This is a genomic window from Streptomyces sp. NPDC004561 (genome assembly GCF_053602155.1).
Genome location: NZ_JBSGDB010000337.1, coordinates 1 through 10,141, shown reverse-complemented (window position 1 = coordinate 10,141; position 10,141 = coordinate 1). Strand labels below are relative to the sequence as shown.

Genomic DNA, 10,141 nt, shown 5'->3' with positions numbered 1-10,141 from the left:
GGTCCGGGATGTCTCCCGGACCGCCGGCTCCCGTGTGGGTCGCGTAAGGCCATCACCGCTTCGCCGCGAGGTCCTTGAGCGCGATGTTGAGTTCCAGGACGTTCACCTGGGGCTCTCCGACGAAGCCGAGGGTGCGTCCCTGCGTGTGGTCCTTGACCAGCTTCTCCACCGCGCCGACGGACAGGCCGTTCTTCGCGGCGACCCGGTGCACCTGGAGTTCGGCGTACTCCGGGGAGATCGCCGGGTCCAGACCGGAGCCCGAGGAAGTGACGGCGTCGGCCGGAACCTGGGACGGCTTGACGGCGTAGCCGGGGACGGAGTTGTCCTTGACGACGGCGGCCTTGGCGGCGAGCACCTGGGCGCAGAGCGTCTTGTCCGCGGGCTTGTCCGGGCAGACGCCGTTCACCGCACCGCTGTCCGCGGACAGGTTGGTGGCGCCGGACAGGATCAGCTTGTACCGCGTGTTGACGGAGTTGGTGCCGAGGCCGTTCTGCGGGCGGCCCTGGAACCACTTGAGGTCCGGGTCCGGGGTGTCCTGGCCCTTCTTCAGCGGCAGGTCGTACGACTGCCCGATCAGGGACGAGCCGACGACCCTGCCGTCCGCCTTGATCTCCGAGCCGTTCGCCTTGTTGCCGAACAGCCCCTGGGCGATGCCGGTGACGACCAGCGGGTAGACGACGCCCGTCACCAGGGTCAGCACGAGGAGGGCCCGCAGGGCCGCCCAGAGCAACCGGGCGGTGTTCGTTACGGAGTTGTTCATGGCTCAGCCGATTCCGGGGATGAGGGAGATGAGCATGTCGATGATCTTGATGCCGATGAAGGGCGCGATCAGGCCGCCGATGCCGTAGATGCCGAGGTTGCGGCGGAGCATCCTGTCGGCGCTCATCGGCCGGTAGCGCACGCCCTTCAGGGACAGCGGGACCAGCGCGATGATGATCAGCGCGTTGAAGACGACGGCCGACAGGATCGCGGAGTCGGGCGAGGACAGGCGCATGATGTTCAGCTTGTCCAGGCCCGGGTAGACCGCCGCGAACAGCGCCGGGATGATCGCGAAGTACTTCGCGACGTCGTTGGCGATGGAGAACGTCGTCAACGCACCACGGGTGATGAGGAGTTGCTTGCCGATCTCGACGATCTCGATGAGCTTGGTCGGGTTGGAGTCGAGGTCGACCATGTTGCCGGCCTCCTTCGCGGCCGACGTACCGGTGTTCATGGCCACGCCGACGTCCGCCTGGGCCAGCGCGGGCGCGTCGTTGGTGCCGTCACCGGTCATCGCGACCAGCTTGCCGCCGGCCTGCTCCCGCTTGATGAGGGCCATCTTGTCCTCGGGAGTGGCCTCCGCCAGGAAGTCGTCCACGCCGGCCTCCTCGGCGATGGCCTTGGCGGTCAGCGGGTTGTCACCCGTGATCATGACGGTCCTGATGCCCATGCGGCGCAGTTCCTCGAACCGCTCCCGCATGCCCTCCTTGACGACGTCCTTCAGGTAGATGACACCCAGGACGCGGGCGCCCCCGTCGTCGTGGACGGCGACCAGCAGCGGGGTGCCGCCCGCCTCGGAGATACGGTTCGCGACGGTGTCCGCGTCCTTGGCGACCGTGCCGCCCTGCTCCTCCACCCAGGCGATGACCGAGGCGGTGGCGCCCTTGCGGATCCTCCTGCCGTCCACGTCCACGCCCGACATACGGGTCTGGGCGGTGAACTCGATCCACTCCGCGCCGGCCAGCTCGCCCTGGTGGCGTTCGCGCAGCCCGTACTTCTCCTTCGCCAGCACGACGATCGAGCGGCCCTCGGGCGTCTCGTCCGCGAGGGACGACAGCTGGGCCGCGTCGGCGACCTCCGCCTCGGTGGTGCCCTTCACCGGTACGAACTCGGCGGCCTGGCGGTTGCCGAGGGTGATGGTGCCGGTCTTGTCCAGCAGCAGAGTGGAGACGTCACCGGCGGCCTCGACCGCACGGCCCGACATGGCCAGCACGTTGCGCTGGACGAGGCGGTCCATGCCCGCGATGCCGATGGCGGACAGCAGGGCGCCGATGGTGGTCGGGATCAGGCAGACCAGCAGGGCCACCAGCACGACCATCGTCAGATGCGTGCCGGCATAGTCGGCGAGCGGCGGCAGGGTGGCACAGGCCAGCAGGAACACGATGGTCAGCGAGGCGAGCAGGATGTTCAGCGCGATCTCGTTGGGCGTCTTCTGCCGGGCGGCGCCCTCGACCAGGTTGATCATCCGGTCGATGAAGGTCTCGCCGGGCTTCGTCGTGATCTTGATGACGATCCGGTCGGAGAGGACCTTCGTGCCGCCGGTCACCGCGGAGCGGTCACCGCCGGACTCACGGATGACCGGGGCGGACTCGCCGGTGATCGCCGACTCGTCCACGGAGGCAACGCCCTCGACGACATCGCCGTCACCGGGGATGAGGTCGCCGGCCTCGCAGACCACCAGGTCGCCGATGGTCAGCGCGGTGCCGGGGACCCGCTCCTCGGAGCCGTGGGCGAGCAGTCGGCGCGCGACGGTGTCGGTCTTGGCCTTGCGCAGGGTGTCGGCCTGGGCCTTGCCGCGGCCCTCGGCGACCGCCTCCGCCAGGTTGGCGAAGATCACGGTCAGCCAGAGCCAGGCACTGATGGTCCAGCCGAACCAGTCGCCCGGGTGCTGGAAGGAGAAGACGGTGGTCAGGACCGAGCCGATCCACACCACGAACATCACGGGCGACTTGACCATCACCCGCGGGTCGAGCTTGCGCAACGCGTCCGGCAGCGACTTGAGCAGCGCCTTGGGGTCGAAGAGGCCCGCTCCTACACGGCCCTCGGCGGGCTTGTGCCCGGTGGGTGCGTCCTGGTGGGGCGCAAGGGTGGGAGTGGACATCGCGTCCTCGTGGTTTTCCGTTCGGGTGGTCATGACGCCAGCCCCTCGGCGAGCGGGCCCAGTGCCAGGGCCGGGAAGTACGTCAGACCGGTGATGATCAGGATCGCGCCGACCAGCAGACCGGTGAACAGGGGCTTCTCGGTGCGCAGGGTGCCCGCGGTCACGGGGACCGGCTTCTGCTCGGCGAGCGAGCCGGCGAGGGCGAGCACGAAGATCATGGGCAGGAAGCGGCCGAGCAGCATCGCCAGCCCGGTCATGGTGTTGTACCAGTCGGTGTTCGCGTTCAGGCCGGCGAACGCCGAGCCGTTGTTGTTCGCCGCCGACGTGAACGCGTACAGCACCTCGGAGAAGCCGTGCGCGCCGGAGTTCAGCATCGAGTGCGGCGGGGTGGGCAGCGCCATGGACGCCGCCGTGAAGACGAGCACCAGGGCGGGAGTGATGAGGATGTAGCAGGCGGCGAGCTTCATCTCGCGGCCGCCGATCTTCTTGCCCAGGTACTCGGGCGTCCGGCCGACCATCAGGCCGGCGATGAACACCGCGATCACCGCCATGATCAGGATGCCGTAGAGACCGGAGCCTGTGCCGCCGGGCGCGATCTCGCCCAGCATCATGCTCAGCATGGTGATGCCGCCGCCCAGGCCGGTGAACGAGGAGTGGAAGGAGTCCACCGCACCGGTCGAGGTCAGCGTGGTCGCCACGGCGAAGATCGACGAGCCGCCGACGCCGAAGCGGACCTCCTTGCCCTCCATCGCCCCGCCCGCGGCCTGGAGCGCCGGGCCGTGGTGGGCGAACTCGGTCCACATCATCAGCGCGGTGAAGCCCAGCCAGATGGTGAACATCGTGGCGAGGATCGCGTAGCCCTGCTTCACCGAGCCGACCATCACACCGAAGGTGCGGGTCAGCGAGAACGGGATCACCAGGATCAGGAAGATCTCGAAGAGGTTGGTGAAGGGCGTCGGGTTCTCGAAGGGGTGTGCACTGTTGGCGTTGAAGTAGCCGCCGCCGTTGGTGCCGATCTCCTTGATGGCCTCCTGCGAGGCGACCGCGCCGCCGTTCCACTGCTGCGAGCCGCCCATGAACTGGCCGACCTCGTGGATGCCGGAGAAGTTCTGGATGGCACCGCAGGCGACGAGGATCACCGCGGCGACGACCGACATCGGCACCAGGACGCGCAGCGTGCCGCGCACCAGGTCGGACCAGAAGTTGCCCAGCTCACCGGTGCGCGAGCGGGCGAAGCCGCGCACCAGGGCCGCGGCGACCGCCATGCCGACGGCGGCGGAGAGGAAGTTCTGCACGGCCAGACCGGCGGTCTGCACGACGTGCCCCATGGTCTGCTCGCCGTAGTACGACTGCCAGTTCGTGTTCGTCACGAACGAGACGGCCGTGTTGAACGACTGCGCCGGATTGACCGACGAGAAGTGCAGCGAGCCGGGCAGCACGCCCTGCAGCCGCTGCAGCAGGTAGAGGAAGAGGACGCTGACGGCCGAGAAGGCCAGCACCCCGCGCAGATACGCGGGCCAGGTCATCTCGGTGTCAGGGTCGGCACCGATGCCCTTGTAGATCCACTTCTCGACCCGCAGGTGCTTCTTGGAGGAGTAGACCCGGGCCATGTAGTTGCCAACGGGGACATAAACGAGCGCCAGCGCGCCTATCAGGGCGAGCAGCTGGAGCACGCCTGCAAGTACGGGACCCATGTCGTGTCTCAGAACCTCTCCGGGAAGATCAGGGCGAGGACGAGATAGCCCAGCAGGGCGACGGCCACGATCAGGCCGACAATGTTCTCGGCGGTCACAGCTTCGTCACCCCCCGGGCGACGAGAGCCACCAGCGCGAAACCCGCGAGCACGGTGACGACGAAGGCCAGATCGGCCATCGCTAACTCCTGGAGTGAGGTTCGGTTGAAACGGACGTGTAAGAGGTAAGCGCCTCCATGGCCGGATCCGGTCGCCCGTTGACGACCCCCATACGCCCACGCGGACACCTTTGACGGGGCTCTTACGACCCCTGGGCCGTACCGGTGAGCAGGCCGTCGTGACCATCAGTGCCCCGGCTCACAGACGGAACCGCAGTCGACAGATCACCGCGTCCGTCTCCCGCCGTACGGCGTGCGCGACGACCGCGCCCCGCTGGTTCTGCAGCAGCCGCTGCCACAGCCGCTCCGGCTCGGCCTCCGGGATCAGCACGGTGACCCGCGTGGCCGGCTCGGCGGCGGCCGCCTCACGCACGTAGGCGGCGATGGGGCGCCCGAGGCTGCGCCGCTTGCACGCCAGCCGCACCAGCTCCACCCCTGGGTCCCAGTCCGCCCAGGCGCGCTCCAGAGCGTGCAGCTCCGCCCGGTCCTCGGGGTCCGGGTAGCACACGGTCACCGCACGGACCTCGTCGCCCAGGGAGGCGGCCGCCGTCAGCGCCTCGGAGGTCAGCCGGGACAGGGACGAGACGGGGACGATCACGAGCGAGCGGTCGCGGTGCGGGGCCTCCGGGATGCGGCCCAGACCCAGCCGCTCACCGATCCGGCCGTAAGCGCGGCGCACGGCCTCGAAAACGACGACGAGCAGCGGCAGGGCGATCACGATCAGCCAGGCGCCCTCCTCGAACTTGCTCGCCGTGACGACGACGGTCGCGACGCCGGTGAGGACCGCGCCGAATCCGTTCAGCAGCGCCTTCCCGCGCCAGCCGGGGCTCCGCGCCAGCCACCAGTGCCGCACCATGCCCACCTGGGCGATCGTGAAGCCGACGAACACACCGATCGCGAACATCGGCACCAGCGTGTCGGTGTCTCCCCCGGAGAAGACCAGCAGTGCCGCGGAGACGACGGCGAGCGCCAGAACGCCGTGCCGGTGCACCTGGCGGTCCGCCTTCAACGCGAAAACGTGCGGCGCGTAGTTGTCACGGGCGAGCAGCTTCAGCAGCACCGGCAACCCGCCGAAGGACGTGTTCGCCGACAGCGCCAGCAGGATCATCGTCGCGAACTGGACGACGTAGAACGCCCCGTTGTGGCCGAGCGAGGCGTCGGCGAGCTGCGCCAGGACCGTGACGCCCTCCACCGGCTGCAGATGGAAGCGGCCGATCAGCACCGACAGGCCGACCAGCATCAGACCGAGTACCGCACCGAGGGCGACCTCCGCGCGCTGTGCCCGCCGCACCCGCGGCACCCGGAAGGACGGAACGGCGTTCGCGATGGCCTCCACACCGGTCAGCGCGGCACACCCGGAGGCGAAAGCCTTCAGCAGGAGCAGCGCGCCCACGGTCGAGGCGTTGTCCGCGACGACCGAGGTGTGCCCCGCCGCGGTCGCCGTGCTCGCGGGGTGGGACCTGAACAGCCCGACGATGATCAGCACGAAGATCGAGCCGACGAACACGACGGTCGGCACGATGAACGCCTTCGCCGACTCCACGATCCCGCGCAGATTGACACCCGTGACCAGCGCGAGCACCGCCAGGCACAGCCACAGCCGGTCGCCGTACAGGGACGGGAACGCGGAGGTCAGCGCCGCCACGCCCGCAGTGACGGCGACGGCGACGTTGAGGACGTAGTCCAGGACCAGCGAGGCGGCGGCCACCAGGCTGGTCCGCGCGCCCAGGTGCGTCTTCGCCACCGCGTACGAGCCGCCGCCGTCCGGGAAGGCCGCGATCACCTGCCGGTAGGAGGCCACCAGCACCGCGAGCAGGGCGGCGATGGCCAGCGTCACCGGCATCGTGAAGCCCAGACCGTGGGCGCCCGCGGCAGCCAGGACCAGAACGATCGCCTCCGGGCCGTACGCCACGGACGCCATCGCGTCCAGCGACAGCGCCGCAAGGCCCGTGACGGCGGTCAGCCGGTGCCGTTCCTCGGTATCGGGCGGCTCCTCGCCGGCGGGGACGGCATCCGGCTGTTCGGTGGTCAGGACGGACATGGGCGCGTACTCCTTCTTCCCTCAGCCGCGCACGAAGGTCGAAGTGCACGCGGGTGCACCCAGGTTCTGGCCGTCACCCGCCGCAACCGACCGGTCCTTGCGGCATCTTCGCGCCCAACCGGAAGACCTTGACGCGGTCTTGACGGCCGTCTCCGTCAGAGCCGTGTCAAGGTCCGCCGTTCCGCTTCCCCAGGTCACTACCGTCTGCTCCATGGGACGCCCTGATGAATCAGGTGAGGCGGCGAACAACCTGGAATGGACGCGGGAATTGTGGAGCGCCGTCCGCTGCGCCGGCGTACTGCTCGCCCTGCTCCTCCTGGTCGACCGGGCCACCGACCGGATCGCCTTGTGGCGCACCGCGCTGTGGTTCGCGCTCGCCGGGCTGCTCTTCCTCTTGCTGTTTCCCGCCCGCGTGTCCGCCGGAGGGAACTGGCTGGCCTCCCGCCGAGTGGTGCGCGAACAGCGGGTGCGCACGGACCTGCTGGTGTCGGTCCGCTGCCTGGACGGCGTCTCCCAACGGCTCCTGCTGCGGGACGCCCTGGGCGGCCGCGTCGAGATCGACCCCGAGGTCCTGGTACGCAACCCTCAACTGTGGTCCTGCCTGAACGAGGGCGCACGGAAGGCGGCGGACGACGGACTGCTGCTGTGCGGCCGGACCGCGCTGGGCCGTCTCTCGGCCCGCATGGACCGCGAGACGGCACGGGCCGTGTTCGAGGCGTCCGGCCTGGACTAGGCCGACTCAGTCCCCGCGGTTTGCCGGATGCGGCCGTACACCCGTGATGAGGGTGTCCAGCCCGCGCCGCGTGGACGGCGGCGGCCGCGACGAGTTGGGGTACGGCGGTGTCGGCGCCGGACAGCACCGCTGTTCCGCGTCGCCTGGCATCACCACCCGCGCACCGGTCCCGCCGTGTCCAGCGCGGCGCCCGTCTGGTCGGCCGGGCGTCACGGCGACCAGCCGGGCCTGGAGGGAGGTACGGGGCCGGGGCCGGGGCCGGGGGTGAGCATGAAGCGGCCCAGGTGGTGTCCGTTGCCGTGGGCCCGCAGTTCGATCTCGCCCTCGGGCCAGCCGCCGGTGTCGGGATTCCAGGTGCGTCGGCCCACGGCCACGGTGCCGTCGTTCCGCAGGCGTGGCGGCTGCCCCATGAGGCTGCCGTACTCGAAGCGGCAGGCTTGCGGGCCGAGCAGGTCGGTCAGCTCGCTGCAGACGTGGTCTACCACGATGTCCGCCGAGTTGGCGGACTGGACGAGGTCGGCCGTGCGGCGGACACGCGCCAGGTAGGCCGGGTCGACCACCGTCATGACCTGCAAGCGCCTGGTCCGCGCGGCGAGTTGGGAGACGACTACGCCGACGGCCGGCAGCATCACCGCCGTCCCGACGTCCGCGGAGGCGGTGATGTCGAAGGACTCGTACGGCCGGGTGAGGAACAAGTCGTACCGGGCCGCCGCCGACAACGCCGCGACCACGCCCGCCGTACGGCTCCCCAGGGCGGCCACGGCGACGACCGCCACGACGAGGACGAGAGCGGCGTTCGTGTGCGACAGACTCGTCCGGAACGGGACGAGCGCGAGAGCCACCAGGAACGGGACGGCCAGGGCCGCCGCCAAGGCGAACCTGTCCCGGAGCGGCCAGGGCCCTGGCGTGGCGTGCGCCCCTCCCCTGCGGTGCGGTTTCCAGGTGCCGCGCGCTGCGCTCATCACGCGCCTCCTACGCTCTGTTCGGTCGGTGCGGCACCACCCGCCGTGTGTGCCGCGAACGGCAGCGACACCACCATCGTGAGGCCCCCGCCGGGGGTGTCCTCGGGGCTGAGGGTGCCGTTCATCGCCTCGGTCAGTCCCCGTGCGAGGGCGAGGCCGAGGCCGAGTCCTGCGGTGTTGTCGGTGTCGCCGAGCCGCTGGAAGGGCTCGAAGAGCCGGTCCCTGCCTTCGGCGGGCAGCCCGGGCCCCCGGTCCACCACCCGCAGCTCCACCCGCCCGGCCAGGGCACTCGCGGTGACCAGCACCTTCCGGCCGGATGGGGTGTGCCGGGCGGCGTTGCCGACCAGGTTGGCGATCACCCGCTCCAGCAGCGGCGGGTCGGCCAGCACCGCGGGGATGCCCTCCATGTCCGTCACCTGCACCTCGGGCACGTCGGCCAGGGCCATGGGCAGCACCTCCTCCAGGGTGGTGGCCCGCAGGCCGAGGGGGAGTACGCCCGCCTCCAGCCGGCTGAGATCGAGGAGGTTCTCCACCAGGCGGTTGAGCTTGGCCATGGACTCGTCGGCGGTGGCGAGGAGTTCTTCGCGGTCCTCCTCCGAGAAGGCCACGTCCCGGCTGCGCAGCGAGGTGACGGCGGCCCAGCCGGCGGCCAGCGGGGTGCGCAGGTCGTGTCCGACGGCCCGCAGCAGGGCCGTACGCAGCCGGTCGGCGGCCTTGACCGGCTCCACCTCGGCCGCCGCCTCGGCCAGCCGGGCCCGCTCCACCGCGGAGCCCACGTGCGCGGCGAACGCGGCCAGCACCCGCCGCTCGGACGAGGACAGCGTGCGGCCGCGCAGCGCGAGCCAGGCGCCGGGCCCCGCGGGGACGGCGGTCACATCGGGCGCGTCCGGCCGTTCGTCCACCAGGTCCGCCGACTCCATGCCGAACGTCTCCCGGGTCCGCTCCAGCAGGGCCGGGATGGTCGCTTCCCCGCGCACGATGCTCCCGGCCAGGGACGACATGGTCTCCGCCTCGGCCGTCGTCCGGGCGGAGCGGCGCGACAGCCGCAGCGACCGGTCCACGACCGCGGCCACTACGGCGGCCACGACCACGAACACCCCAAGGGCCACCAGCGCGTTCGGGTCGTCCAGCGTGAAGGCGCCGATGGGCGGGATGAACCAGTAATTCAGCAGCAGGGACGCCGTCACGGACGCGATCACCGCGGAGACGACCCCGCCTATGCAGGCCACGCCCACCACCGTGAGCAGGAACAACAGGGCCTCGCTGGTCAGGTTCAGCGTGCCCCGCAGCTGGGCGAGGACGGCGGTGAGCAGGACGGGCAGCACCAGACCGGCCACCGGTCCCGCGATCAGCCGAGCCGTCGACAGCGTGCGACGCCGGGACGGCAGCAGGGTGCCGAGCCCGGCCCGCTCGTGCGTGACCCGGTGGACGTCGATGTCCCCGGACAGCTCGGTCACGGTCTCCCCCGTGCCCGGGCCGGTCAGGAACCGCGCCAGCCGCCCCCGCCGGCTGGTGCCCAGCACCAGCTGGGTGGCGTTCTCCGCGCGGGCGAACTCCACCAGGGCGGTCGCGACGTCGTCCCCGACGCCCGAGTGGTAGCTGCCGCCGAGATCCTCCACGAGCCGGCGCTGGCGGGCCAGCGAGGCGTGCGAGACCCCGGCGGCGAGCCCGTCGCTGCGGGCCACGTGCACGGC

General features: G+C 70.8%; 8 protein-coding genes. 1 reads left to right on the top strand and 7 read right to left on the bottom strand.

Features of this window, described 5'->3' with window-relative positions; translation table 11 throughout:
* Positions 1 to 52 precede the first annotated feature (52 nt).
* From ACWEN3_RS32760 to ACWEN3_RS32740, 5 genes are all read right to left on the bottom strand, one after another.
* On the bottom strand, positions 53 to 760 hold the full coding sequence (locus ACWEN3_RS32760; RefSeq protein ID WP_452978220.1) for a potassium-transporting ATPase subunit C: 708 nt from the start codon (positions 758 to 760) through the stop codon (positions 53 to 55).
* 3 nt (positions 761 to 763) lie between these two features.
* Positions 764 to 2,893, bottom strand: a complete 2,130-nt coding sequence (gene kdpB, locus ACWEN3_RS32755) for a potassium-transporting ATPase subunit KdpB (protein WP_452978218.1) — start codon at positions 2,891 to 2,893, stop codon at positions 764 to 766.
* Positions 2,890 to 4,554, bottom strand: coding sequence for a potassium-transporting ATPase subunit KdpA (gene kdpA, locus ACWEN3_RS32750; RefSeq protein ID WP_452978216.1), 1,665 nt, complete (start codon positions 4,552 to 4,554; stop codon positions 2,890 to 2,892). Before kdpA ends, kdpB begins: the two co-directional genes overlap by 4 nt.
* Before the next feature lie 8 nt (positions 4,555 to 4,562).
* Positions 4,563 to 4,652: a K(+)-transporting ATPase subunit F gene (gene kdpF / locus ACWEN3_RS32745; RefSeq protein ID WP_037659531.1), complete on the bottom strand. Its 90-nt coding sequence runs from the start codon at positions 4,650 to 4,652 to the stop codon at positions 4,563 to 4,565.
* A gap of 258 nt (positions 4,653 to 4,910) precedes the next feature.
* Positions 4,911 to 6,752 carry an APC family permease gene (locus ACWEN3_RS32740; protein WP_452978213.1) on the bottom strand — a complete coding sequence of 614 codons (1,842 nt, stop codon included), beginning with the start codon at positions 6,750 to 6,752 and terminating at the stop codon, positions 4,911 to 4,913.
* Positions 6,753 to 6,963: 211 nt separating this feature from the next.
* On the opposite strand from ACWEN3_RS32740, the gene ACWEN3_RS32735 reads away from it, so the two are divergent.
* The gene (locus ACWEN3_RS32735; RefSeq protein WP_452978210.1) at positions 6,964 to 7,485 is read left to right on the top strand and encodes a hypothetical protein; all 522 of its coding nucleotides are present in this window, start codon (positions 6,964 to 6,966) and stop codon (positions 7,483 to 7,485) included.
* Positions 7,486 to 7,694: 209 nt separating this feature from the next.
* On the opposite strand, the gene ACWEN3_RS32730 is transcribed toward ACWEN3_RS32735, so the two are convergent.
* On the bottom strand, positions 7,695 to 8,447 hold the full coding sequence (locus ACWEN3_RS32730) for a DUF4118 domain-containing protein (RefSeq protein ID WP_452978208.1): 753 nt from the start codon (positions 8,445 to 8,447) through the stop codon (positions 7,695 to 7,697).
* On the bottom strand, positions 8,447 to 10,141 hold a 1,695-nt coding region (locus tag ACWEN3_RS32725), incomplete at its 5' end, for an ATP-binding protein (protein ID WP_452978205.1). The genes ACWEN3_RS32725 and ACWEN3_RS32730, both read right to left, overlap by 1 nt.